This is a genomic window from Synechococcus sp. H55.8, from assembly GCF_047462375.1.
GTDB lineage: Bacteria > Cyanobacteriota > Cyanobacteriia > Thermostichales > Thermostichaceae > Thermostichus.
Genome location: NZ_JANSJC010000010.1, coordinates 58,097 through 82,500, shown reverse-complemented (window position 1 = coordinate 82,500; position 24,404 = coordinate 58,097). Strand labels below are relative to the sequence as shown.

Below are 24,404 nucleotides of genomic sequence, written 5' to 3'. Positions count from 1 at the left end.
CTTACAGCAATTTTTCTCACCCATAAGCGCCCTTTTCTCGCTGACCCAGGGGATCGCCTGGGCTTGTTGGCGGCTATCGTTCCTGAGTTACCGAGAAGCGCCGCGAAGTCTCTGGCTTTGGCTACGGGAAGTCTGTCAAGAATATCCCCCCACCAAGTCTGGGGAACTTGGGGATTCGGAATCTGAGGCGGAAGAGTCCCGCAGCAGCCGCTCCAGCTTCTGTCGAAGAGGTGGCTCCAACTGTTCCAGCTCGTTGACGAAGTCTTTTATACCCTGAAACTGGCGGTAGACGGAGGCAAAGCGTACATAGGCCACCTCGCTCAGGTGTTGCAGGCGCTCCAGCACCATCTCGCCGATGCGCAGAGTGGTTACCTCTTGGGCATCTTCCAATTGCAGTTTTTCTTCGATCTCGTTGACCAGCTCTTCCATCTGTCTGACGGTGACGGGGGTTTTTTGGCAGGCGCGCATCACCCCCTGCAGGATCTTGTTGCGATTGAAGCTTTCGCGGGATCCATCCCGTTTGATGACCATGATGGGCATGAACTCGATGCGTTCGTAGGTGGTGAAGCGGTAGCCGCAGGACATGCATTCTCGCCGCCGCCGCACACTCTGGCCGCCTTCTGCCGAACGAGATTCCAAAACCCGGATTTCTTGTTTGCTGCAGCGGGGACATTTCATGGCTGGTGATCCTCGACAAAGCGACAGGTGGAGAGGGGGTGCCTCAATTTTACCGGATACCTTCGGATACCCATTTAGACTCAGACAGATTGCAGCTGAGATGAACTCTGTTCGTTGGGCATAGATGGCCAGGGATCCCACCAGGCGGCGGCTTGCGCCTGGATTTGGGCTTTTAGCTCTGGTTCCATGCGATCCAGATGGGCCAGTACCCATTTCATCCTGCCCAAAGGAGTTAGGAGGGAGTGCTGACGCAACAGGAAGTCCCAGTAAAACGTGTTAAAGGGACAGGCCCGTTCGCCCATCTTTTCGCTGGGATTGTAGCGGCAATGGCGGCAGTAGTCACTCATTTTGCGGATGTACTGGGCGGAGGCCGCGTAGGGTTTGGTGGAGAGCATGCCCCCGTCGGCGAAAAGGCCCATGCCGATGACGTTGGGCTGCATCACCCAGTCATAGCTGTCGATGAACACGTCGTGAAACCACGCTTCCACCGCTTGGGGTTGGATACCGCTGATGAGGGCAAAGTTGCTGAGAACCATCAGTCGCTGGATGTGGTGGGCATAGCCATGGCGGCGAATTTGCCCTAGGGTGTGCCGCAGACAGGCCATGTCGGTTTCGCCCGTCCAAAAAAAGTCCGGCAGGGGGCGGTAGTGGCCAAAGAAGTTCTTCTGGGCATAGCCCTGGGGCATTTGGTATTCGTAGAAGCCGCGCAGGTATTCCCGCCAGCCCAGGATCTGGCGGATGAAGCCTTCCGCCGAAGGGAGAGGGATCCCGCCGCGATGGTAGGCCTGTGCGGCGGCGGCGATGACTTCATGGGGGGTGAGCAGGCCCAAGTTGAGGTAAGGGGACAGCAGGGAGTGGTAGAGGAAGTCCTCGCCGGTTTGCATGGCGTCTTGCCAGGGGCCGAAGTGGGGCAGGCGGTGCCGGATAAAGTCTTCGAGCACTTGCAGGGCTTGGGCACGGGTGACAGCCCAGCCAAATCCCTCTAAAGATCCGAAGTGATGGCCGTAATGGTGCTTGACTTTTGTGATCACGGCCTGGGTGATGGCGTCGGGAGGAAACGTCAGAGGCGGCGGGTAGCGCCGGCCAGGCTGGGGAGGCTGCCGGTTTTCCCGGTCGTAGTTCCAGCGCCCGCCGAGGGGCTGGGAGCCGTCCATGAAGATGCGGAAGCGTTTGCGCCCTTCGCGGTAAAAGTCTTCCAGGAGCAGGCGCTTGCGGCCTGTGGCCCAGTCGATAAATTGGCGAGCTGTCCAGAGGAAGTGGTTGTTTTCCAGGATCAGGAGGGGGCAGGGGAGGGCAGACCGCAGCTTTTCTACCTCATCCCGGACGGGAATATCGGCGGGCTGCATGAGGCGGATTTGCCGCAGTTGCTGTTGCTTGGCCCAGGTTTGCAGGGGCTCGGCATAGCCGTCGGCTTCCACATAGGTGACCGGGTAGCCCCGCTGTTGCAGTTCTTGGGCAAAGTGGCGCATGGCCGACCACACCAGCACCAATTTCTGCTGATGGTGGTTGCGGGAGCTGGCCCAGGTGTGGGATTCGATGAGGATGATGGGAACGCAGCGAGGGGGTAGGGCGGAGAGGGAGGCGAGGGCGGATTGCTGGGGATGGAGTTGATCGGGGAGGATCCAGACGCCTGTGGGGCCAGCGAGTGAAGCGGTCATGGGAAGGCGGGGTAATTTTGTCGATCGCGGGGCCAAGATGTCTCTAGATCTCTGAGGGCAGCCCAAGTTGAGTGTAGCGTTGGGGAGCAGGGCTAAGGTGAGGTGGCGATGGAGAGGGCATCCAGCCGGCTAGCGGGGGAAAGAGGGCGGTTGGGGATCCCTTTTTTCAAGGCCTGGGCCGGGCTGGGGATGGCGGCGCTGCTGCTGCTGGTGATTTGGAATTGGACGGATCCCTTGCCGCCGGCCTGGGATGAGGCGCAGCATCTGCTGCAGGCGCAGGCGTTTGGGCTTCACCTGGGGCGGTTTCGCTGGGAAAAGATCTGGTGGCAGCAGTTGCTCCACCTTAACCAGCGCTACCCGCCTTTGGCCTACTGGCTGGGGATCCCGTTGGCAGCTCTGCATCCGTTCGGCCGTGCTGACGGGCAATTGCTCAATTGGGTGTTGCTGGGGGTTCTGATCCTGGCAACCCAGCGGCTGGGGCGGCGGGTCTATCGCTCTTGGGAAGTGGGCTGGCTGGCGGCGGCGCTGGTACTCCTTTATCCGGGGATCACGGCTTTGGCTCATGTTTACATGCTGGAGCTGCCGCTGGTGGTGGCGGTGACGCTGGCTTTTTGCGCGCTGTGGGCCTATGCGGAGGAGCCGTCCTGGCGGGGGGCGACGGGGGTGGGGGCGGGGGTGGCGGCGGTGCTGCTGACCAAGTGGACAGGGGTGCTGTTTTTGCTGCTGCCTCTGGTGGGGGCTGCAGGTCAGGCTTTCTGGCGCAGCAGAAAAGCGGTGGGGTGGCAAAAAGGGATCCCTGTGGCCCAGATGGGGTTGGGCCTGGCTGTGACGCTGCTGCTGTGTTGGCCTTGGTACGGAGCCAACTGGCTGTTTGTGCTCAGCAATGGGTGGGGCTATGCCAGTACTGCCCACTACTACGTCACCTGTGGGGCTGGATCCCTGTGTTGGTGGACTGCCTACTTGCGCTGGTTGCCCCTGCAGATGAGCCCTTTTTTGTGCCCCTTGCCGCTGCTGACGCTGCTGGGATCCCTGGACCGGCGAGAGGCAGTCCTGTGGGCCGCCTACAGTTCGGGCTATCTTCTCTACACCGTGGTGGATATTAAAGATGTGCGCTTTACCCTACCCCTGTTGCCCCTTTTGGCGGTGTTGTCGGCAGGTGGGATGCAAAAAGCTTATCGGTGGCTGGGGGAGCGCTGGGGCGGGTGGGCTTTGCAAAGGGGAGCCTGCGCGGGGCTGGTTCTGGGCTGCTTGGCCTTGGCCAGCTTGGGTCGGCCCCTCACCCCAGGCGTGGCCCCTCTCTGGAGGGGGATCCCGATGCAGTGGCAGGGGCAGCGCCCCGCCCAGGAGCTGACCCAGTGGATTGAGACGTTGCTCCAGCCGGGTTTAACCACCACCTTGGGCGTTCTTCCCAACACCGAGCTCATTTCTTCGGAAACGCTGACTTACTTGGCGGCTCTCCAGCGCTGGCCGGTCACGTTCCGCGCTGCCGGGCAAACCCCCTGGCCGGAACTGGAGCTATCCTTGCTGGACGGGTTTGTAGATGCTGCGGGGGAACAGGGAATTGTCGGCCCCTACGGCCCGGCCAAGGAGCAGATCCGGCAGCACCTGCGCAGCAGCCCGGACTGGCGACAAGAACCTGGGGTAGAGTTGCCCAGCGTGGGTCGGCTGCAGACTTATTTTCCCCGCCGGCCACGGGTGACGGTGCAGGAGTCGCCTCTTGAAGCTGGGGAGGTGGAGTTGGTGGAGGTTGAGGCGCTGTCGGAGCTGGGGATCCCGGCCTGGCGGCTGCGCTGGCAAGGCCCGGCTCAGGAGTTGGCCCAAACCCTGGCCTGGGCGTGGCTGGAAGATTCCCAAGGGCAGGTGTTGGCCGAGCGCGCCTGGGTGGTGGGGCAGAACCGCCTGCAGCTCAGCTCAACGGGTGTCTGGCTGGTGGAAGAGATCCTGACGCTGCCCACAGCCGACTTCTCGAAGGGGAGCTTTCTCCACCTGGATTGGCAGTTGCCCAATGGGATCCGCCATGCCCTCCACCAGCCCTGGAGAGGATTCCTGTTCAGCTTCCAAAAGGAGGGATCCCTTTTTTTGATGGATCCCTTGTTTCCTCTCCAAGAGGCGGCCAGAGCTGCTGCTGCTGGGGATCTGCAAACTCTCTCCCTTTACCTCAATGCCTGGACAACCCTGCAATACCCGACTTTTCTGACGGATCCCGATCGCACCCTGACACGCCAATTGCTAGAGGGGCAATGGCAACAGGCCGCTGCCCAGGGTCGAGTGAACCGGCAAATCCAAAGCCACTACCAACTGGGCCTCATGTTGGCAGTGCTGCTGCAGCCACAAGCAGCCCAGCGGCATTTTCAACAAATTGTCGAGCTGGATCCCGAGGACCAGTGGGCGCGGGCTTACCTGGCCTTTTTGCGAGTATTTTTTACCCGTGACCTTGAAGGCGTTCCGGAGTTGCAACAAGAGGTTTCGGCTATGGTTCGGCCTCTTTGCCAGAAAGCGGATCCAGACTGGGATTGGAATTGGGTTTGTGCTGATCTTTAGCCACAAAGTCCAAATCCATTTGAGAAACTTGTGAAAGCAGAAAGTCGGCAAAAGCTTTGGCCACCACCGAAAGGCGCTTGGAGCGCAAATAGACCAAATACCAAAACCCCCGAATGGGGAACTCTTCCACATCTAAAATAGCCAGATGATGTTGCCATCCCCCCAAAGCCAACACATGCTGAGACAAAACCGAAATGCCCAGTCCACCAACAATGCCTTGGCGAATGGCTTCGCTGCTGCCTATCTCCATGCGAATATTTAACTTCAAGTTGTGTTTGTCAAAAAGCCGCTCCACCGCCATGCGCGTTCCAGATCCGGGTTCGCGGGCCAAGAAGGGTTCTTGGGCAATGCGCGCCAGAGGGATCCGCTTTTGGCCCACCAGCGGATGATGAATGGGGGCCATAACCACCAAAGAGTTTTCCAGAAAAGGTTGCGCCACCACATCCAAATCTTCCGGCGGCATCCCCATCACGTAGAGATCGTCCATGTTGTGGCCGAGCCGCTCCAAAACCTGCTGGCGGTTGATTACTTTAAGGGCGACGTCGATACCGGGATACTGCTGACAGAATGGCCCCAGAAGACGAGGAATAAAGTATTTGGCGGTGGTGACCACCCCAATGCTCAGCCGTCCCTGTTTTAACCCCTTCAGGTCGGCAAGGGTCATCTCGAATTGATTCAATTGTTCGAAAATTTTGTTGCAGGTTTGGTGTAAAGCTTGCCCCGCTTCGGTGAGATACAGCCGCTTGCCCACCTGCTCAAACAGCGGCAACCCCACGGCTTTGCTCAATTGCTTGATCTGCATGGAAATCGTGGGCTGGGTCAGGTAAAGCTCTTCGGCAGCCCGGGTAAAGCTCAGGTGACGAGCGGCAACCTCGAAGATTTGCAGTTGGTGCAAGGTAATGGCCTTCATGGACAATTAGGAAAAACTAAAGGTTCACTACTAAATCATAAGCCCTGATCTATGCGTTTTGGCGAGATCTCCCCGGGGAAAGGCAAACCCCTGTCCCCCGTCCTTTGACGGAGCTTGAGGTAGGGGAGTGAACTAGGATGGGAAAGCGCGGTTTTGCCGTGTTGGTCGACCCGCTTGTCTTTCAGGTCTGGAGCAGTGTAGATGGCAGTTTACGAGGGCAACTTTGTTCAGACGGCGGATCTGCGTCTGGCGATTGTTATCAGTCGGTTTAACGACTTGATTGCCGGCAAATTGTTGGAGGGGTGCCAGGACGGGCTGAAGCGGCATGGTGTGGATGTCGGCCCGGAGAGCAAGCAGGTGGACTACTACTGGGTGCCGGGCAGCTTTGAGGTGCCTGTGGTAGCCCACCAACTGGCCCAGTCCCGCCGTTACGATGCCATCATCTGCCTGGGGGCAGTAATTCGCGGCCAAACCCCTCACTTCGACTATGTGGCGGCAGAGGTGGCCAAGGGGATCGCGGCAGCGAGTTTTCGCACCGGCGTGCCAGTCATTTTCGGGATCCTCACCGCCGATACTCTGCAGCAGGCGCTGGAGCGGGCCGGGATCAAGAACAACAAAGGCTGGGAATACGCCATGAGTGCCCTGGAGATGGCCACCCTGATGCGCCAAGTGGCTCCCCTCTTGCAAGGGAGCAACAGCGCCGGCAACAATGGAGCGGCCTCCCGTCCCTCTCTGCCCGGTGGAGCAGAGGCGCTGCAGCCGGGGGTAACTTTGGAGAGTGCCGCCTACTGACGGCGGGTTAGACGGGTGAGCACCTCATTGGAACGCTGCACAAAGGCCCGTGCGGCTGCGGGGTCAAAGCTTTTCTGGGTAATCAGCGCCAGATCGTAGATGTGGTTGCAGATAAGGTTGACCAGCTCTGGATCCCGCCCCTCCTCGGCCAGAGCCTGCAGGTTTTGGATCAAGGGGTGGGCGGTGTTGAGCACCAGGGTGTGTTCTTCCAGAAACTCCATGGGCTTTTGTTGCAGGATGGCATTGAGCTCCTGCAGGCGCCGCAGCGCCTCCGGCAGCAGGATCATGGCCGGAACCGACTCAGACTTGAGGGCCTCGGCTTTGATCTGCAGCTTCTCTTTGCCCAAAGCCTGACGGAACAGATCCACCAGCTTTTCGCTGCGGGTTTTTTGTGTTACCGGATCGACGAGATCGGCAGCTTTGTCTTTCTGGATCAGCGTCTCGTCCAGCTCGGAATCCACCCGCTTAAATTGGATCCCTTCTTCCCGATACTCCCGCTCCAGGAAGCTGCTGAAATGGCTGTCGATCCAGCTATCCAGCATGATGACCTCCAGGCCCTGGGAGCGGTGCAGGTCGATGTAGGCGCTCTGGGCCGCTTCGTCGGTGGCGTAGTAAACCCGCTTGTTTTGCTTTTCCCGCGTGCGCTCCAGGTATGCTTTGAGGGTCACGTACTCCGGTTTATCGGCAGGGGATCCGGCCACTCGGAAGATGAGAATGTCTTTAATCTGGGCGAAGAACTTGTCGTTGTTCATCGCCCCAAACTTCATGAAGAGGCTGATATCGGGCCAGACCTTGACATATTTTTCATAGTCTTCTTTGTAAAGCTCGTTGAGGCGATCCGCCACCTTTTTGGCGATGTGATCCCCGATGCGCCTGACGGTGCGATCATTTTGCAGGAAGCTGCGGGAGACGTTGAGGGGAATATCCGGGCTGTCGATGGCACCGCGCAGAGGCAGGAGGAATTTGGGAATGACTTCTTCGCAGTTATCCTGGACAAAAACCTGGTTGCAAAATAGCTTGACCTGGCCCTTGGTGGGATCGATATCCGGGCGCAACTTGGGGAAGTAGAGGATCCCTTGCACGATGAAGGGATAATCCGTGTTGATGTGTACCCAGAAGTGGGGATCCTCTTGGAAGGGATAGAGGTAGCGGTAAAACTCTAGGTAATCCTCATCCTTGAGCTCAGAGGGAGGAATCTTCCAGAGGGGCTTCTGGCGATTGATGACTTCTCCGTTGAGTTTAATAGGGACGGGAATGAAGTCGCAGTATTTGCGCACCAATTCGCGGATGCGGCTTGGCTCCAGATACTCCTCGCTATCCGGGCTGAGGTAAAGGGTGACGGTGGTGCCGATGGCGGAGCGCTGCGAATCGGAAAGGGTAAAAGTTGGGCTGCCGTCGCAAGACCACTGCACAGGCGTGCTGCCGGGCTGATAGGAAAGGGTGTCGATCTCCACCCGCTGCGCCACCATAAAAGAGGAATAGAATCCCAGGCCAAAGTGGCCGATGATCGCCTGTTCTGCCTCTTTGCTTTTGTACTTTTGAAGGAACTCCTCAGCGCTGGAAAAGGCCACCTGGTTGATGTACTTTTTTACCTCTTCGGCAGTCATACCGATGCCGGTGTCGCTGACCGAGAGGGTCTTGGCCTCTTTGTTGAGCGCGATCACGATCTCCGGCTCCGGGGGATCCGCCACTTCGCCGGCCAGTTTGGCCATCTTGAGCTTGGCAATGGCATCGGCAGCATTGGAGATCAGCTCCCGCAAAAAAATCTCCCGATCCGAATAGAGAGACTGCTTGATGATGGGGAAAATGTTCTCGGTGTGGATGGTGATGGATCCCTGTTCCAGCACAGTCATAGATGGCTCGGCACTTCAACAAGCTCAGTGCCAATCTACAGAGGTAGCAAAGGCCCCGACAAGCTGAACTTTTTCCAGAAATCCGCACCCGCAACCGAACCGGCTCTAGAGCTGAGCCCCTCTGGCCGGACTCTGCGCCTGGTCGATATCAAGGGTAAGCTGGTGGGCCCAATCTTGCCCAACGCGAATGGTGATGTCGGAGTTGAGAACGCCGGTGGATTCCACCCGCAGCTCTCCCAGGCCAAGGGCAGCGCGAACCTGCTTGGCTCCTTCCCGATCCCCGCTTTGGGCGAGGATCTCCGTTTGCGGCAACACCTGGGGGCTGTCTTCGACGGCAAAAACCTGGGTATAGCCCTGTCGAACCAGTTCTTGCACCATGCGGCGGGCCATCCCCGGCTTTCCGGTAGCATTTTGCACAGCTATGCGCAGGCGGTGCGGCGAGATGGGAGCTACTTCCGCCTCCAGGCCAAAGTGGGTCACGGCCAGGCGGCGGATCCCGGCCAAATCTGGCAGCCAGTAGCTGGTGGCAAACTCTCCCGGCTGGCTGAAGCGGCCCGGCAACAGCACCAGGTCGATGCGATCGTCCCCAGAGGTGAGGACGAACTTGGCCAAGCTCAGAACCTCTTCCCAGGTGAGGTTGGTCTCCAGGTGGGTGCGGACGACCTGCAAAACCTTCGGGATGCGCGGCCAGACGGCAGGGGAGAGCAGTTCCCGGCTCAGGGCCCGCAGCAGCTCCTGTTGCCGTTGTACCCGACCGATATCCCCCAAGCCCAGGTGGTCGCGGCGGAAGCGGGCAAAGTGATGGGCTTGTTCGCCATTGAGGCGGTGCCAGCCAGGCTCTAGGTTAATAAACAACTGCTGCGTGTGATCCACATAGTGCATGGGCTCCGGCACATAGACCTCCACACCCCCCACTGCGTCAATCAAAGCTTCCAGGGCCTCGGTATTGAGGCGAACATAGCGGTCAATCGGGATCCCGCCCAGCAAGGTGCTGACCACCTGGGCCACCAGCGCCGGGCCCCCTGCCAAGTTGGCCGCATTGATCTTGGTTACACCAAAGCCAGGCAAGCGCACGCGGGTATCGCGAGGGATGGATAGGACAGTGATCCGCTGCGCCTGTGGATCAAAACGGGCCAAGAGGATGGTGTCGGTGCGGGTGTTGAGACGCTCCCGTTCTGTGGACAAGGGCAGGGTGGGATCCGGGTTGTCGGTGCCGAGGATGAGAATGTGCAAGGAGCGATCCAGAGCGGCAGCCCGCAAAGCATCCGGACGGAAGGCTTCTTGTTCGCTGGGAGTGAGGGAAGTGGGGATCACCTGACGGGGCAACATCACAGCCAAGAAGGCACCGGCAGAGCCCGCCAACACAGCCGTGAATCCCAACAACAGCCAGAGGATCCCCTGGCGAATGGCCTGCTGACGAGCGGCGCGGACACGGTCTGGGCGGGGTGGATAGTGGAAAGAGGACATCAGGTCGGGCCGAGCCTCGCGGGCGCCTGCAGGAAGGGGTGTACTGTCTAGGTGGTGTTGCCAACCCCACCAATTCAAGGTCATGTTACCGCATCCTTATTCTCTAGGACTGTCCATACCCAACTGCAACGAGAGAGCAGCTTCCCCGGCGGGATCCCTGCAGCCGTTACCGGGGAAGTGGGAGGCGCACCTTTGGCTGTGGAGCGTACCCCCGTTGGAGCAGTTGCTTCCCCAGCTCGACATGCTTTCTCCTGGGGAATGCCGGCGGGCAGAGCGTTTACAACTGCCGGCGGATCGGTGCCGCTTTCTGGCCGGTCGTCTTGGGTTGCGCAGCTTGCTCAGCCGCTACAGCGGCATTCCGCCCCGGGCGATCCCCCTCGACCACAGCTCCACCGGCAAGCCCTATTGGCGGGATCCACCCCTACCGCTGCAGTTCAACCTCAGCCACTCCCACGAGTGGATCCTGGTTGGCTTGACGTTGCAGCGTCGAATTGGCGTGGACTTGGAGCGGATCCGACCCGTGCCCCGCTGGCAACGCATTGCCCGACGCTATTTTTCCGCCGCCGAGCAGGCTCGTCTGTTGGCCTGTCCACCGGCAGAGCGGGAGAGGGTTTTCCTGGAGCTGTGGACGCAGAAAGAGGCTCTCCTGAAAGCCATGGGCGTGGGGCTGGCCGGAGCCAGGGCCGGGGCCGGGGATCCCTGCTGGCTGACCCTGCCCCTGCGGGTTGCCGAGGGCTACGTTGCCGCTGTGGCGATGGAACGACTGGAAGTGGGCGGGCCAGTCCCGACGGTGCAGCTCTGCCAAGGCGCAGATCTCTTCACTCCCGCTTGAGCTGCTATCTTGGGTTTTCAGGCCGAGTTTCCATGTTGGGGTTATGTTGCGTGGGTTGCGTTATCTCCTGATATTGAGCCTCTGTCTGGGGATGTCGATCGGCGGGATCCCGCATCCGGCCTGGGCGCGGGATCTGTCGCGGCAAACGCCCCAGGACAAAGCTGTCGAGTTAGGTACTGCCGATAACCAGTTGGTGTTTGTGCCCAAGGAGCTCTTTTTTCGCAACGGCAACCTCTACCGTTTGCACTTGAGCAACCCCAGCCAGTTGAAGCACTATTTCAGCGCCAAAGATTTTGCCGATGCCGTTTGGACTCGCAAGTTGGAAGTGGCCGGTGTGGAAATCAAGGGCCAGATCCGAGAACTGGAGCTGAAGCCAGGTGCGGCAGTGGAGTGGCAGTTTATTCCCCTGAAATCTGGAGTTTATTCTTTGGCCTGTACCATTCCCGGCCACGCCGAAGCGGGCATGATCGGGCAGATTACCATTGGCGACTAGGCTATCTCCTGGGCTAGGGGGGCAAAAGGGGATAGAAAAGAGAAAGACGCTGCCAGGCAAATCGCATGAAAAACCTGCTCAGCCCCATCGTGGAACACTGGACTCGGCGACGCCAGGCAGCCTCTCCTCGCAAGAGCAGGCCCCCCCTGCCGGAGCGGGTTGCCGGCTATGCCCTAGCGCTTCTCTCCCTCACTGCTGTTCACGGGATCCGCTACTACAACGAGCCGCAACTGACCGTCGGCAGCCGCTCCCCGCAAACCTTCCTCGCTCCTGCTGCGGCAGAGATCGAAGATGTGGAGGCTACCCAGGCCCGGCAGGCCGAGGCGCGACGGCGCGTGGTGCAAGCCCTCAAAATCAACAGCACCGCCAACGAGAGCATGCGGCAAAATCTGGAGGCTCTCCTGGCAGCGGTGGAGGCCATCCGACAAGAGGCAGGTTCTCTGCCCTATGTTTCTGTCCAATTGCTATCTCTGCCAACGCAGATCTACCTGCGCCAGCTTGCCCCAGAAGAGTGGGAAGCCTTTCAGGCTCGTGTCCGACAAGAGGCCATCCGCACCCGTGCAGCCACTCAATCTCTGTCGGAAGAGGTTGCTGGACGTCTGGAGCCGCTTTTTCCAGAGCAGCGGGCCCGGCAAGAGCTGGTCGAGGTTTGGCAGCGGGCCTGGTTGGATGGGGCGGCCACTCAGACGGCGGCCACGGATCCCTATACCCAGTTAATTGCCCAGGTGGAAGCGGCCCAACAGCGCTACCAAGGGGCTCTGGCGGCTCTGGAGCAGCTCACCCCCCCTGTCCCGGCCACGGTTCTCAACTTAACAGAGACTGAGTGGCAGCAGCTCCAGGGACTGAGCCGGCGGGTCTTGGAGCGCCTGCAGAAGATAGGCATTGTGGATGGCCTGCCCCGCGAGGTGCGCGCTGAAGGGATCCAAGCCCAACTGGACGAGCTGGCCTTTCCAGGCAGTGCCGCCCAGCGGCAGGAGCTACAGGCGCTGGTCTATCAGTGGCTGCAGCAGGTGCTTGTTCCCAACGTGGAGGTGGATCCCCAGCGCACCGAGCAGCGCATTCGCGCCGAGCTGGAAAAAGTTGAGCCCGTCCTGATCTCGGTTGCGGAAAACCAGGTGATTGTGCGAGCAGATCAGATCATCACCCCCGAGATTTTTCTCATTTTGGATCACTTTGGTCTTACCCAGCGCGGGATCAACATCTGGGGCCTGGTGGGGGTGGCTGGCGTCATGGGCTTGGGCTTGGCCATTTTCGTCCCCTTGCAGCAACGCTTGCAGCCGGGATTGCGCCGCCGGGATCGGGTGTTGATCCTGATGGTTTCCCTGACTGCTCCGCTTGTGGCAACTTTGTTCAAGCTGGAGTTCAGCTCCTTGCCGGCGGTGGGGCTGTTGCTGGGCAGTTTTTACGGGGCAGGGCTGGGCCTGGTGGTGGTGGTGGGACAGGCGTTACTTTTGCCGTTGGTCTCCTCTGCCAATCTGCTCACCTTCGCACCCTTGCTTTCCGGCAGTGTGGTGGCCTGCGCCCTGGCCGGGCGCTCCCGCTCTCGGGAAGAGTTGGCCTTGTTGGGAGGAGGGGCGGCGGCGGTGCAGATGCTCACCTATGCGGCTGTTAGCTTGACCACAACTGGCGGCATCGACCTATTGGCGATGGCCTTGGGGGGAGGGATCACGCTGGGGTGGAGCATTGTGGCGCTGGGAGCCAGCCCCTACCTGGAGCGCTTGTTCGACCTGGCCACCCCCATTCGCCTCATCGAGTTGAGCAACCCCAACCGCACCCTGCTGCGACGGCTGGCGGCAGAAGCCCCCGGCACCTTCCAGCACACCCTGTTTGTAGCCACCTTGGCGGAACGAGCTGCCCAGAAGCTGAACCTTAACGTGGAGCTGGTGCGCACCGGCACCCTCTACCACGACATCGGCAAAATGCTGCAGGCCCGCTACTTCATCGAAAACCAGATGGGCGGCCTCAACCCTCATACGCAACTGGACGATCCCTATCGCAGCGCCCAGATCATCAAGGCCCACGTCAGCGATGGGCTGCGCCTAGCCAAGCAATACAATCTGCCCACCGCTGTCCAAGCTTTTATCCCTGAGCACCAGGGGACGATCCTGATTGCTTACTTTTACCATCAAGCCCAGATGAAAGCCGGGGATCAGTCGGTGCCCGAGGAGCTGTTCCGCTACGATGGCCCCATCCCCCAGAGCAAGGAGACAGGGGTGGTAATGCTTGCCGATGCTTGTGAGGCGGCCCTGCGCAGCATGACCCTGAGCGACGGCTTTGGCCCTGAGGTGGTTGAGCGGGCCAAGGCTGTTGTCCGCAAAATTGCCCAGGCCCGTTGGCAGGATGGCCAACTGGTCGATAGCGGCCTGACGCTGCAGGATTTGGAGGTGGTGGCAGACGCTTTTGTAGAGGTGTGGCGGGAATCCAACCACGAGCGCATCCCCTATCCCAGCGTCACCCCTGCCCCCTCGCTGCCGGAGCCTGACCAGGCACAAATGCCGATGTCGATGCCCCCGCCCACCGGCTCCTCTCAGCCGAGCGCACCCTTGCGAATCGCTGGGTAGGTAGAGAAAGGTCTAGTCCTGAAGCTGATCCATCGGTAGGATAAGGGATTAATTGCGGATCAAGTCAAGACGGCCCAGAGTTGGGATCCCCTGCCATTGTTTTTTGGATGGCCTCCTGTTCGCGTCAGCGGGACAGAGTCTTTATGCCCCATGTAGCTCCTGCTTCATCTACCCATCCCAAAGCTTCTGGAGTTCCCATTCAGATCCCATCTCTATCCCACCCCAGCCCTGTTCAACTTTCGTTGGTCATTCCCACCTACAACGAAGCTTCCAGCATTGGCAGCTTGATTCGCCAGTTGTGCGCCCACCTCGACGCGATTCTACCCGGAGCCTATGAGCTGATCGTGGTGGATGACAACAGCCCAGATTACACCGCCAAGTTGGCCCAGGAATTGCAAGAGGAGTTTCCCCAACTCAAAGTTATCTGCCGCCAGGGGGAACGGGGCTTGGCCACAGCCGTATTGCGGGGATGGCAAGCTGCTCGCGGCGAGGTGCTGGGGGTGATGGATGGGGATCTGCAGCATCCGCCGGAGATCGTCCTCAAACTGTGGCCGCTCATGCAGAGAGGGGCAGATTTGGTGGTGGGCAGCCGCTACGTGGAGTCGGGGGGGGTGAGCCACTGGAACTTGGGCCGGCGCCTCGTCTCTCGGGGAGCTCAAGCAATCGGGCTGGTTTTGCTGCCAGGGGTTTTCAGGCGGGTGTCGGATCCTCTCAGCGGGTTGTTCCTCCTCAGACGCCAGGCTATTGCCGGGATCCCGCTCAGCCCCAAGGGTTACAAACTGCTGATCGAGGTGCTGGCACGGGGCCGGGTGACAACCATTGCTGAAGTCGGCTACATCTTTCAGGAGCGCCAAAACGGCGAGAGCAAAATTCAACTGCAAACCTGTCTTCAGTATCTCCACCATCTCATCCACCTGCGCTTCTCGCTAGGACAGGTGGGATCCTTTTTGCGCTTCAGCACAGTCGGCCTGTCAGGCACTGTGGTGGACATGGTTTTGCTCTATTTGTTACACGATCCGGACAACTTAGGATGGGATCTCATCACGAGTAAGCTGATCGCTTCGGAAGTGGCCATTCTCAATAACTTCCTGTGGAACGATCTGTGGACATTTCGCCATGTTACCCGATTGCAGCCGGGTCTCTTGAATCGCCTGAAGCGGCTGGTAAAGTTTAATGTCATCTGCTTGATCGGCTTGTTTCTTAACTCTTCACTGGTGATCTTGCTAAGCGAGCGCTTGGGCATTCATTATCTGTTGGCCAACCTAATTGCGATCGGCATTGTTGTATTCTGGAACTTCTACCTCAACTCCAAGCTGAGCTGGAAAAGTGCAGAGGTTAAGCTGGATCCCAGGGGCGACAAGTCTTGAACGTCTGTTTATTTCAGACACTCCTGAAGCGCTCACGCGACCACCCCCGGCCCCTCTCCCTGAGGCCCAAGCGCTCCGCGCCGCTCACGCGACCACCCCCGGCCCCTCTCCCTCAGGGAGAGGGGAGTTAGGGATCGACGCCACGATCCGTTCCATTGCTATTTAGTTAAAGCTCTAGTTAAACTTAATTGAAGATCCTAGCCCCCGCTTTCAGTTGCTGTAGCCACGCTCGGTAGAATTGGGGCGGATCCCTTCTAGGGTGATGATCTCCTCAATGACCGAGCGAACCACGGGAGCCGCCGTCGTCGAGCCGAAAGCATCTTCCCCCTGGGGCTCGTCGAGCACTGCCAGGATCACGTAATTGGGGCGAAGGGCCGGGAAGTAGCCCACAAAACTGGTGATGCGTTTGCCGGGCAGATAGCCCCCCCGCGGCCCTGCTTTCTGGGCGGTACCTGTTTTGCCGCCGATCTCATACCCCTCGATCTTGGCCGATTGCCCGGTGCCAAAATCCACCACGTCCCGCATCTGGATGCGCACCGCCAGGGTGGCCTGCTCCGACAGCACCCGCACCGGCTGGGGTTGCGGGGATCCCCAAACCAAGGTGTCTGTATCCTTTTCCACCAGACCGCGCACCACATGGGGCTGCACTTTCAGCCCGCCGTTGGCGATGATGCAATGCAAAGTGGCCAACTGCAGGGGGGTGAGGGCCAGCCCCTGGCCAAACGCAACGGTGGCTCGCTCCACCGGCACGGTTACGAATTGCCGCAGCGGCTTCAAACGGCTGGCCGGCTCAAAGGGCAGATCCACACCACTGCGCTCATTCAATCCCAACCGTACCAAGGCATTGTAGTACTGGCGGGGATCCAGTTTGCGCATCAGATGGACCATGCCCACGTTGCTGGACTGGCGCAGGATATCGGTGACGCTCATCCAGCCATGGGCCCCCCGCTGGTGGTAGTCGTAGTTTTGGATGGGCCACTGACCGATCAGGATCCGTCCTTCGTCATACACCCGTTCATCGGCTCTAAAGGCGCCGGCATCCAGTCCAATGGCGATGTTGATGGGCTTGAAGGTGGATCCCGGCTCATACAAATCCGTTACAGCCCAGTTGCGAAAAAGGCCGGGGTCATACTCGAAGTAGCGGTTGGGGTCGTAGGTAGGTTCGGCCACCAGAGCCAAGATCTCCCCCGTGTGGGGCTGGAGGACGATCACCGTGCCCCGCAGCGCTCGAAACCGTTGCAGTTGAGCTTTCAGGGCGGCGCGGGCAGCCCTTTGCAGGCGCATATCCAGGGTGAGCTGCAGCACCATCTCGCGGGATTGCAGCAGCCCTTCCGGCACCTCGGCAGCCAGCAGTCGTCCGTAGCCATCGCGAGGAATAGTGACAGGTTGCACAGTACGCTCCAGCAGCTCCTGTTGAGAATATTCCACTCCCGCCTGGCCCTGATGATCCAGATCCACATAGCCTACTACCTCGGCAACCATCTCTTTTTGAGGGTAGATGCGTTGCCGCTCGCTCACCAGCTCTAGGCCATCCAGATGCAGAGCCTGAATTTGATCGGCCACTTCCTGCAATACCCAACGCTCCACCCGCACTGCATGATTGGCCGACAGTTGTCGCGTTAATTGTTCCACCGGCCGCCGCAACAGGGGAGCAAGGGCAGCGGCAATGTCCTCGGGGGTGCTGCCGAAGAGGCGAGGATGGGCCCAGAGGGTATAGACAGGGCGATCCACGGCCAGCAATTCTGCCTGCTGCTGGGCAAGGGAGCGGCGATCCACAATCGAGCGACGAGGGATGAAGGGTCTCAACTGAGCCCGCTGCTGGGCCTCAGCTCGCTGCTGCAACAGGGGCGCCTGTTGATGTTGCAAATAAACCAGACGTGCTCCTGTCAGGAATAGGGCAATGATTAAAGCCAAGCCGGTCATGCCGGCGCGGAAGTCGAGCTGGCGAGCTGTCGGGATCCGTTCCCCCAGGAGCCAACCCAACGTTGTTCTCCACCGCCTGGAGCTTGGCAGTGAAGGGGGCCAAGCACCTCTTCTGTATCGGTGGGCAAGTTGCCGGCCCTTCTGCTCTGTCTCCGGTTTTTTGGGCTCAGCTCGCCGTAGCCCAGCCCTAGATCTGACTTCCACCACAACCCCTACCAGACACCACCGCTAGTTTGGCGTCCATCCTACTGCTATGTCAGCGCTGCGTGGCAACAACGCCACCTCACAGCTTTTGAGAGTGTAGTTATTTCAAACCAGATTAAGACACTCCTCAGTCGCTCCCTTTTTGGAAGAGGTGAGTTGGAGATCGATGTGATAGACCATTTCATTGCCATTGGATTTGAATAGGCTAACATAAGTGATTCTGCTGATATCCGAACAGCTTCGTATTCTCAAATACTGACAGATGCTACATTGACAAGCAATAATGAGGGCAACCACAAAAGGGTCAACGGAGCTGAGTTCTATGAGATGCGTGGAGCAAACTCCCGGCAAGCGTGTTTATCTAGAGCCTGTAGTTTCTGGGGCTGTCGGTGCTGCCTTTATAATATTGCTTTTTTCGTCCCCAATTATCATACCTATTGGGCTTTCTCAGGGGGATCGGCGCTTCACGTGCTATCGGCTTGATCAGGATACGGTCAACTGTGAAGTGGTCTTCCAGCCACTGCTGCCTTTACCAAAACAGATCGAGTTTTATTATGACGTAAGGGGAGCCGGAACCAAAACTGAAATTCAAACTCTAAGGAATTCTGAGGGAGACGAGATAACCTATAAAGCTTACTACGTCACTCTCATAACTCCTGCAGGAGAAACAAAAGCTTGGTCAACCGCGAGCGAGAGCAAGGCTCGGCAACTGGCAACCAAGATCCAATCGTTTCGGATGAGTGCAGAGAGCCAGCTCTTGGTGGCCGGCGATGGCGATGGTTTTGTCTTAGAGGATTTCTTGGGTGTCGCTGCTCTGGCTCCAGCAGGAGTGGGGGTTCTATCGCTAATACTCGCTTTAAGTAGGAAGAGGCGTCGGCTGACCTTTGACCGCTCCCTCAACCAGATCCTGGTGGAGTACCTCACTCCCTTTGGTGTAAGGGGGCGGAAAACTTATTCCTTCAGAGATGTTCAGCAAGTTGTAGTTGAGAGGTCAACAGATTCCGATGGCGATAGTTATTTTTCGGTGAAGGTGGAGCTGGCATCGGGAGAGCCTTTGTTGCATCTCAGTTTCGATTCTGACAATGGCAAGGCAAGGGCGGAGGCGGAGCAATTGGGCCAGCTTTTGGGGTGTCCGGTAAGGCTGCCGGAGGCAACGTCTTAGGCTTAGCCTATTCTGAGCCCCCACTTGGGTTTTTGGGGACAAGCCCGGCCAAAGCTGAGACAATAACACCTGTCCACGCGCTTAAAGGGATCCCCTGTGGTGCCGAAAGCTGCTCTGTGGATTTTGGGGTTGGGCCTGCTTCTGCGCTGCTGGGTGGCTGCTCTGTTGCCGCCGGGCTTTGACGAGGCCTACTACTACCTCTACACTCGCCATCTGGACTGGAGCTATTTTGACCATCCGCCACTGGTGGCCTGGACAACGGGCTTGGGGCCTGTTTTGACGGGGCAGGTGTCGGCTTTTTCGATTCGACTGGGATCCCTGCTGGCCTACACTGGCTCTTCCCTGTTGCTTTACCTCACGGCGGCGCGGCTTTTTTCGCTGCAGGCGGGGCTGATCACCCTGGCAACCATCAGCATCGCGCCCATTTTCTGGATTGGGTTTGGAGTGCTGACCCTGCCGGATAGCCCGCTGATGTTTTTTACGGCGGCAACCCTGTGGGTGGCTGCCCAGGAGTTTTTTCCGGCTCCCTTGGCAGAGGGGAAATTGGGGGCCTATGGGGCAGCTCGCTACCGACCGGGGCCGCGGCTGGCGCTGATTGGGCTATTGGTGGGGCTGGCCTGCCTGGGCAAATACCACGGCCTGGCGTTGGGGTTTGGCCTGGTGCTCTTTTGTCTGCTCAGCCCGGCCCACCGCTGCGCCCTCAGGTCGGGATGGGCGCTCTTGGCAGTGCTGGGGTTCTTGGCGGCCTTCAGCCCGGTGCTGATCTGGAACGCCCAGCAGGATTGGGTCTCCTTTCGCTTCCAGGGGGGGCGAGCGGTGCCGGAGGCAGGGTATCAACTGCAAGAGCTGGGGCTGACGGTGCTGGAGGAACTTTTTTATCTTTTCCCGACCTTGGGGATCCCTTTGCTGGGGCTGAGCTTGGCTGAGGGTGGGCGGGTGGGGCTGGCGCTTTTTCAGGGAAGACGCCTCACGGATCAGGAGCTGAAGCATCTTCTAATCCTGGCCTGTGGGCTGCCGCTGGTGCTGGCTTTTACCTTGATGGGGGGCTATCGGCCCATTTTGCCCACCTGGCCCATGCCGGGGTTTTGGGTGCTGAGCTTACTTTTGGGATCCCGTTGGGAAAGGTGGCCAGGAGCGAAGCGGCTCTTGGCGGGAACGGCGGTGGCGGTGGGCCTGTTGGTGGGGGTGGGGCTGGCCCATGTGCGCTACGGCCTTCTCCAGGCTCCCGGTGGGCTGGGCCTGTGGCCGGTGGAACGGGATCCCTCGACTCAGTTGATTGCAATTGAACAGTTGCGGCGGCAGTTGCAGACGGATCCCCGCTTGGCCCAGGCTCTTGCCGAGGCGGATTTCATCTTCACCAACGCCTACTTTTTGGGCGGCCAGATCGGCATGGCCTTGGCGCCGCTGACGGATAGGCCCCTCACCTGCCTGGATGAAGATCTGCGCGGCTTTGCCTTTTGGTCGCAACCTGAAGATTGGCTGGGAAAAAATGGGCTGTTGGTTACCTCCAAGCTGTTTCAGCCAAGGGCGGGGATCGCGGCCACCTACGGCAACCATTTTGAACAAATTGAACCGGTGGCAGAGATCCCGCTACAGCGGGCGGGCGTGGTGGCACAAACCTTTCAGGTGTACTTGGCTCGCCAGATGCGCCGCCCCTATCCCCGACCTTATTCCCGCCAGCGCTGATGCTTCTCCGGAGTGTCCTATCGGTGCCTGTCGAACCAGCGCATCAGCATTGCCGCCAAGCGCTCGGGGTTGTGGCGCACCAAGCCGGTCTGCGGATCTTCTTGCATGACGTTGGCCAAAACGGCGCGGCAGCCCAGGTAGGCCAGTTTGTCAGGATCCAACATCACAAACTCGGAGCCGCTGCGGCGGTAATGCTCCAGAGCCCGTGGGGAAGGCGGCTCCCGCTGCACCAGCACGCCGTCAAATAGGCGCACGCCCGCCACCCGATCCAAAGCCATGACGTGATCCCCAACGGTATAGCCGTCGGTTTCCCCCGGCTCGGTCATGATGTTGCACACGTAGATGTGGGGCGCCATATTTTTGGCCAGAGCTTCCACAATTTCCGGTACCAACAGGTTAGGAATAATGCTGGTGTAGAGGCTGCCCGGCCCCAGCACCACAAACTCTGCCGCCTCAATGGCCTCGATGACTTCCGGCAGGGCCGGCGGGTTGGGGGGATCACAGCCAATCCGATAGATGCGTCCTCCGGCTTTGGCGATGTTGGACTCCCCCACCACGCGGCGGCCATCGCTCAACTCCGCCCAGAGGGTGACATCCGCCAGCGTGGCCGGCAGCACCCGTCCCTGAATGGCCAAGACTTGCGAGGTGGCGGTGATGGCCCGGATCAGGTCGCCCCCGGTTACGGCGGTGAGGGCGGTGATGAAGAGGTTGCCGAAGCTGTGCCCGCTCAGCCCCTCCCCCGCCTGGAAGCGGTACTGGAACAGCTCCGTGAGCAACTTTTCTTCGTTGGCCAAGGCGGTGAGGCAGTTGCGGATGTCGCCGGGGGGCAACACGCCGATCTCCCGTCGCAGGCGCCCTGAGGATCCCCCGTCATCGGCCACGGTGACGATGGCGGTAATGTTAGAGCTGTAGCGCTTCAGGCCCCGCAGCAGGTTGGAGAGGCCGGTGCCGCCCCCCAGCACCACGATGCGGGGGCCACGGCTGAGGCGCCGCCGCGACAGCAGCTTATCCACCAGCGCCTCATCCCCCTCTGGGATCAGCACATCTTCGATGGAGCGCATGGCGCTGCGAAAGCCCAGCACCACCATCACCAGGCCGATCCCAGTTACCAAGGGGCCGCTGATGTTGTTGGGGATCCAGGTGGTGATCAGGCGCAGGGTGATGTCGATCAGCCGCTTCAGGCGAAAGATGGGGGTCAATTCCGTCCAGATGGCGATGCCCAGCACCATCAGCAGCACACCCCCTACGGCCAGGGTGAGCCAGCGCTTAACGGCCAGACCGGGAAAGAGCCATTTCCAGCCACTGCCCGGCCAAGCAGTCTTGCGGCGGCGCATACCCCAAGTGAGGGACTTGTTGCTGGGCTTAGCCATGGGGAGGTACAGAAACGCCGGCCAAAGGGATCCTAACCTGTTGCTGTTCTACGCCAGCGTCAGGGGGTGGCGCTCCGAAGCGGGCCTCCAGCTCCCGCTGCGAATCCAGCAAATGGCGGTGCTGCACCTGGATGTTCAGGGCAGGCAGGGCAGGGTTGCCAGCAGGGACGGTCCAAGGTCGCAAATCTTGCGCCAGGCGCTCCACCAGGGCCACCGAGCGGTGTTGGCCGCCGGTACAGCCGATGGCCACACTTAGGTGGGGGCGACGTTCTGCCCGGTAGTGGGGCCAAAAGGCCTGGATCAGGGAAACGATGTGCTGGTAGGTGGATTGGGTAACCGGATCGGCAAACAGGAACTCCTGCAGGGGCGGATCCTGGCCGGTCAGGTGGCGCAGGTGGGGCTGAAAGAAGGGGTTGGGCAAAAAGCGCACATCGAAGAGCAAGTTGGCATCGGGGGGGGCGCCGTACTTGAAGCCGAAGCTGACCAGCCGCAGGTTGAGCGGCTGCGGGATCCCGTGGGCCAGAGCTTGCAATTGCTGCCGCAGTTGCTGGGCATTGAGGTCGGAGGTATCCAACCAGTGGGTGCAGCGCTCTCGCAGCGGAGCCAGATCGCGCACTTCCTGCTCAATGGCTTCCAACAGGCCACCGCCAGGGTGGTGGGGGTGGGGGCGGCGGTGGGCGCTGAGACGGTTGAGCAATACCAGGGGGCGAGCCTCCAGAAAGAGAAAAGGGATCCCTTGCGATTGCACCCAGGCAGCCAGGGTGGGAACCTGATCCCGGTACTCCTGGGCGTGGAGATTCAAACTGAGGGCCAAAGCAGTGTGGTGGGGCCGCATCGCCTCCACCAAAGGGATCACCTGGCCAGGCGGGATCCCTTCCAGGCCGGTGTAGCCCAGTTGTTCCAATTGCTGGATGGCCAGGGTTTTCCCGGATCCCGTCAGCCCGGCAATAACCAAAACAGGTGTCACTCTAGTCGGTTGATCGTCCATGCAGCCTATTCTAGGGCGAGGGGAAGCCCAAAAACCGGATCCCTGCTGCCAGGCGCTCAGGTCTGGACGGCTGTCGCTGCTTCTTTGTCCGTCTTCCCGTCCGAGAGAGGGGCGCTGGGGCAAAGGTCGGCCAAAAAACACTGCTCGCAGAGGGGTTTGCGGGCGGTGCAAATGGCCCGCCCATGGTCGATCAGGCGAATGGACCAATTTTCCCAATCCGCTTGTGGCAACAACTGCATCAGATCCTTTTCGATGCGCACGGGATCCTCGTGCTCGGTAAGGCCGAGGCGGCGGCTGAGGCGCTTGACATGGGTATCGACAGTAACCCCGGCATTGACGCCAAAAGCGTGGGCCAGCACCACATTGGCCGTCTTACGCGCTACACCGGGTAGGGTGAGCAGCTCCGGCATGGTGCGGGGCACTTGACCGCCAAAATCCCTCAGGATCTTGCGGCAGGCTTCCTGAATGTGTTTGGCCTTGTTGCGATAGAAGCCGGTGGAATGGATGAGGGCCTCGATCTCCTCCCGCGGGGCTGCTGCCAGCGCTTGGGCATCCGGGAAACGGCGGAACAGCTCTGGGGTGACCTGGTTAACCCGCTCATCGGTACACTGGGCAGACAAAATGGTGGCCACCAGCAGTTGCAGCGGCGTTTGGTAGTGGAGGGCACAAGTGGAGTTGGGGTAGTGGCGCTTCAGCCGGATCAGGATCTCCAAAGCGCGCTGGCGCAAGGCCCGTTTGCTGGCCATCTTTCCCTAGCCCGACCCGGTAACGATGGCGAGGGTGTCTTTGAAGATCAGCACCACCCCCAAGCCCAGCAACAACACCAGGCCTGTCTGCATCACCCGGTCTTCTAGCTCCTTGGGCAGCCGTTTGCCGCGGATCCCTTCCAGGATCAAAAAGGCGATGTGCCCCCCATCCAAAGCGGGCAGAGGCAACAGGTTGAGAAAAGCCAGGTTGATGCTGATCAAAGCGGTGAAATTAAACAAGCTGGCAGCATCATCCCGCGCCAGATCCGCGCCGATCTTGACGATCCCCACCGGGCCGGAGACCTGTGTGGCCGTGCTTTGAAAATTCTCAACCAACTGCCGCAAACCGTTTACATTCAGCATCACCACCCGCTGGTAGGCGTTTCCAGCCTCTGTGAAGATCTCGGCCAGGTTCCGGGCGGGGCGCAAGGTCAGCTCCTGGTTGGGCGCTAAGGTCACCCCAATGGCCACCGTCTCCCCCCGCAGCTCCGGGATCACCGTCAACTGGAAGGGATCCCCTGCCCCGCGCTGCACCTTTAGGGCAACGGGCTGGTTCTCGCTGCTGCGGATCAGCGCCTGAAAATCGTTCAGGGCTGCCAAGGCCGCCGTCTCGTCGGCGATGGCGCTGTAGTCGTGGTCGGCTGCCCGCAACACCACATCTTCCGCCTGCAGGCCGGCCCGCTCCGCCGGGCTATCCGGCATCACCTGAGGGATGAGGATGCCGGGATGGATGCGCGCCACCGATGGGATGCCCACCGAGGCAAACATCAACACCAGCACCAGATAGGCAAAGATCAGGTTGGCCATCACCCCGGCACTCATCACCACCAGGCGATCCAACACAGGACGGTTCTTCAGCAGATCCGGGTCATCGGGCGGGTAGGGGGAACGCTCGTCCTCGTCGGGAAAGCCCACATAGCCCCCCAGCGGCAGGGCGCGAATGGCGTACTCCGTCTCCTTACCTTGGTAGCGCCACAGCACCGGGCCAAACCCCAGCGAGAAGCGGTTGACGTGGATCCCTTGTAACTTGGCCGCCGCAAAATGGCCTGCCTCATGCACCAGGATCAGCAGGGCGAGAATGGCGATGGAGAGGAGAACAGGCATGGGCTGGCGTGCAGGTAAAGAAGGAAGAAAAGCCAAGAGGCAGAGGATCAGGGCGACGGACAGGCCTGC

General features: G+C 59.9%; 18 protein-coding genes. 8 read left to right on the top strand and 10 right to left on the bottom strand.

Annotated features, from left to right (window positions below; all coding sequences use genetic code 11):
- Positions 1–135: 135 nt before the first annotated feature.
- On the bottom strand, positions 136–678 hold the full coding sequence (nrdR, locus tag NW862_RS06215; RefSeq protein ID WP_414334944.1) for a transcriptional regulator NrdR: 543 nt from the start codon (positions 676–678) through the stop codon (positions 136–138).
- Between the two features lie 80 nt (positions 679–758).
- The gene (locus tag NW862_RS06210; RefSeq protein WP_414334943.1) at positions 759–2,336 is read right to left on the bottom strand and encodes a cryptochrome/photolyase family protein; all 1,578 of its coding nucleotides are present in this window, start codon (positions 2,334–2,336) and stop codon (positions 759–761) included.
- 108 nt (positions 2,337–2,444) lie between these two features.
- Here NW862_RS06210 and NW862_RS06205 point away from each other — a divergent pair, with 108 nt between their 5' ends.
- A complete protein-coding gene (locus tag NW862_RS06205; RefSeq protein WP_414334942.1) occupies positions 2,445–4,877 on the top strand; it encodes a phospholipid carrier-dependent glycosyltransferase in 2,433 nt (810 codons plus the stop codon).
- On the opposite strand, the gene NW862_RS06200 is transcribed toward NW862_RS06205, so the two are convergent.
- Positions 4,807–5,787, bottom strand: coding sequence for a LysR substrate-binding domain-containing protein (locus NW862_RS06200; RefSeq protein ID WP_414348975.1), 981 nt, complete (start codon positions 5,785–5,787; stop codon positions 4,807–4,809). The two genes, NW862_RS06205 and NW862_RS06200, sit on opposite strands and share 71 nt — an antisense overlap.
- Positions 5,788–5,988: 201 nt before the next feature.
- Here NW862_RS06200 and ribH point away from each other — a divergent pair, with 201 nt between their 5' ends.
- A complete protein-coding gene (ribH, locus tag NW862_RS06195; RefSeq protein ID WP_414334940.1) occupies positions 5,989–6,579 on the top strand; it encodes a 6,7-dimethyl-8-ribityllumazine synthase in 591 nt (196 codons plus the stop codon).
- Here the strand turns inward: ribH and htpG are convergent.
- Complete coding sequence (htpG, locus tag NW862_RS06190; protein WP_414348974.1) at positions 6,573–8,432, bottom strand: molecular chaperone HtpG; 1,860 nt, start codon at positions 8,430–8,432, stop codon at positions 6,573–6,575. The genes ribH and htpG overlap by 7 nt on opposite strands.
- 105 nt (positions 8,433–8,537) lie before the next feature.
- Positions 8,538–9,983, bottom strand: coding sequence for an LCP family protein (locus NW862_RS06185; RefSeq protein ID WP_414427020.1), 1,446 nt, complete (start codon positions 9,981–9,983; stop codon positions 8,538–8,540).
- A gap of 130 nt (positions 9,984–10,113) precedes the next feature.
- Between NW862_RS06185 and NW862_RS06180 the strand changes: the two genes are divergently transcribed.
- The 4 genes from NW862_RS06180 (at position 10,114) to NW862_RS06165 (ending at position 15,152) form a co-directional block, all read left to right on the top strand.
- Positions 10,114–10,731 carry a 4'-phosphopantetheinyl transferase family protein gene (locus NW862_RS06180; protein WP_414334937.1) on the top strand — a complete coding sequence of 206 codons (618 nt, stop codon included), beginning with the start codon at positions 10,114–10,116 and terminating at the stop codon, positions 10,729–10,731.
- Positions 10,732–10,822: 91 nt separating this feature from the next.
- Positions 10,823–11,224, top strand: a complete 402-nt coding sequence (locus NW862_RS06175) for a plastocyanin/azurin family copper-binding protein (protein WP_414337750.1) — start codon at positions 10,823–10,825, stop codon at positions 11,222–11,224.
- A gap of 65 nt (positions 11,225–11,289) precedes the next feature.
- Positions 11,290–13,785 (top strand): HD family phosphohydrolase, encoded by a 2,496-nt coding sequence (locus tag NW862_RS06170; RefSeq protein ID WP_414427019.1) that lies wholly within the window; start codon positions 11,290–11,292, stop codon positions 13,783–13,785.
- 143 nt (positions 13,786–13,928) lie between these two features.
- On the top strand, positions 13,929–15,152 hold the full coding sequence (locus NW862_RS06165; RefSeq protein WP_414334934.1) for a glycosyltransferase: 1,224 nt from the start codon (positions 13,929–13,931) through the stop codon (positions 15,150–15,152).
- Between the two features lie 210 nt (positions 15,153–15,362).
- On the opposite strand, the gene NW862_RS06160 is transcribed toward NW862_RS06165, so the two are convergent.
- Positions 15,363–17,135 carry a peptidoglycan D,D-transpeptidase FtsI family protein gene (locus tag NW862_RS06160; RefSeq protein WP_414347503.1) on the bottom strand — a complete coding sequence of 591 codons (1,773 nt, stop codon included), beginning with the start codon at positions 17,133–17,135 and terminating at the stop codon, positions 15,363–15,365.
- Between the two features lie 475 nt (positions 17,136–17,610).
- Here NW862_RS06160 and NW862_RS06155 point away from each other — a divergent pair, with 475 nt between their 5' ends.
- Both NW862_RS06155 and NW862_RS06150 read left to right on the top strand, forming a co-directional pair.
- Positions 17,611–18,441, top strand: a complete 831-nt coding sequence (locus NW862_RS06155; protein WP_414427018.1) for a hypothetical protein — start codon at positions 17,611–17,613, stop codon at positions 18,439–18,441.
- Between the two features lie 99 nt (positions 18,442–18,540).
- Positions 18,541–20,127, top strand: coding sequence for an ArnT family glycosyltransferase (locus NW862_RS06150; RefSeq protein ID WP_414427017.1), 1,587 nt, complete (start codon positions 18,541–18,543; stop codon positions 20,125–20,127).
- Between the two features lie 17 nt (positions 20,128–20,144).
- Here the strand turns inward: NW862_RS06150 and NW862_RS06145 are convergent, their stop codons facing one another.
- The 4 genes from NW862_RS06145 to rseP all read right to left on the bottom strand — a co-directional run bounded on the left by NW862_RS06145 (position 20,145) and on the right by rseP (position 24,335).
- Positions 20,145–21,461: a gluconeogenesis factor YvcK family protein gene (locus NW862_RS06145; protein WP_414335119.1), complete on the bottom strand. Its 1,317-nt coding sequence runs from the start codon at positions 21,459–21,461 to the stop codon at positions 20,145–20,147.
- A 28-nt stretch (positions 21,462–21,489) separates the two neighbouring features.
- Positions 21,490–22,464, bottom strand: a complete 975-nt coding sequence (gene rapZ, locus NW862_RS06140; RefSeq protein ID WP_414335115.1) for an RNase adapter RapZ — start codon at positions 22,462–22,464, stop codon at positions 21,490–21,492.
- Positions 22,465–22,541: 77 nt separating this feature from the next.
- Positions 22,542–23,231, bottom strand: a complete 690-nt coding sequence (gene nth / locus NW862_RS06135; RefSeq protein WP_414335114.1) for an endonuclease III — start codon at positions 23,229–23,231, stop codon at positions 22,542–22,544.
- A gap of 6 nt (positions 23,232–23,237) precedes the next feature.
- On the bottom strand, positions 23,238–24,335 hold the full coding sequence (gene rseP, locus NW862_RS06130; RefSeq protein ID WP_414335113.1) for an RIP metalloprotease RseP: 1,098 nt from the start codon (positions 24,333–24,335) through the stop codon (positions 23,238–23,240).
- Positions 24,336–24,404: the final 69 nt, after the last annotated feature.

Bases quoted from the DNA above. Each gene is read 5' to 3' on its own strand.
- rseP (WP_414335113.1), bottom strand. From the start codon at position 24,335: ATGCCTGTTCTCCTCTCCATCGCCATTCTCGCCCTGCTGATCCTGGTG.
- NW862_RS06175 (WP_414337750.1), top strand. From the start codon at position 10,823: ATGTCGATCGGCGGGATCCCGCATCCGGCCTGGGCGCGGGATCTGTCG.
- NW862_RS06205 (WP_414334942.1), top strand. From the start codon at position 2,445: ATGGAGAGGGCATCCAGCCGGCTAGCGGGGGAAAGAGGGCGGTTGGGG.
- NW862_RS06185 (WP_414427020.1), bottom strand. From the start codon at position 9,983: ATGACCTTGAATTGGTGGGGTTGGCAACACCACCTAGACAGTACACCC.
- nrdR (WP_414334944.1), bottom strand. From the start codon at position 678: ATGAAATGTCCCCGCTGCAGCAAACAAGAAATCCGGGTTTTGGAATCT.
- NW862_RS06210 (WP_414334943.1), bottom strand. From the start codon at position 2,336: ATGACCGCTTCACTCGCTGGCCCCACAGGCGTCTGGATCCTCCCCGAT.
- NW862_RS06165 (WP_414334934.1), top strand. From the start codon at position 13,929: ATGCCCCATGTAGCTCCTGCTTCATCTACCCATCCCAAAGCTTCTGGA.
- NW862_RS06200 (WP_414348975.1), bottom strand. From the start codon at position 5,787: ATGAAGGCCATTACCTTGCACCAACTGCAAATCTTCGAGGTTGCCGCT.
- NW862_RS06145 (WP_414335119.1), bottom strand. From the start codon at position 21,461: ATGCGCCGCCGCAAGACTGCTTGGCCGGGCAGTGGCTGGAAATGGCTC.
- htpG (WP_414348974.1), bottom strand. From the start codon at position 8,432: ATGACTGTGCTGGAACAGGGATCCATCACCATCCACACCGAGAACATT.
- nth (WP_414335114.1), bottom strand. From the start codon at position 23,231: ATGGCCAGCAAACGGGCCTTGCGCCAGCGCGCTTTGGAGATCCTGATC.
- NW862_RS06170 (WP_414427019.1), top strand. From the start codon at position 11,290: ATGAAAAACCTGCTCAGCCCCATCGTGGAACACTGGACTCGGCGACGC.
- ribH (WP_414334940.1), top strand. From the start codon at position 5,989: ATGGCAGTTTACGAGGGCAACTTTGTTCAGACGGCGGATCTGCGTCTG.